A 251-nucleotide genomic window follows, 5' to 3' on the forward strand; every position below is an offset into this window, starting at 1 on the left:
GATATGCCGTTGTTGGTGCCGCTTCAGGTAGTCTTCAATACGCGTGCTATGGCCGATAACGGTGGCGATATGTATGCCTTGCGGTCGCATCAGTTGCAACCAGTGATCGGTATCAATCCCGAGCCTGACGAGTATCGGTGGGGTATCCGCTGTAATATAACCCCGCTTGGTGGGATGAATCGCCCGCCCGGTATAATCAACCAACTCCAGATAGTCATGCAGTTCATAGCTGATCGCCGCTGTTTCAGCCT

General features: G+C 53.0%; 1 pseudogene. It reads right to left on the reverse strand.

Annotation, left to right across the window (positions count from 1 at the left end):
- A pseudogene (locus tag JW499_RS22270) lies at positions 1-251 on the reverse strand (hypothetical protein); the annotation flags it as partial.

The organism is Amphritea pacifica (assembly GCF_016924145.1).
In the GTDB taxonomy this organism is placed as follows: Bacteria; Pseudomonadota; Gammaproteobacteria; order Pseudomonadales; family Balneatricaceae; genus Amphritea; species Amphritea pacifica.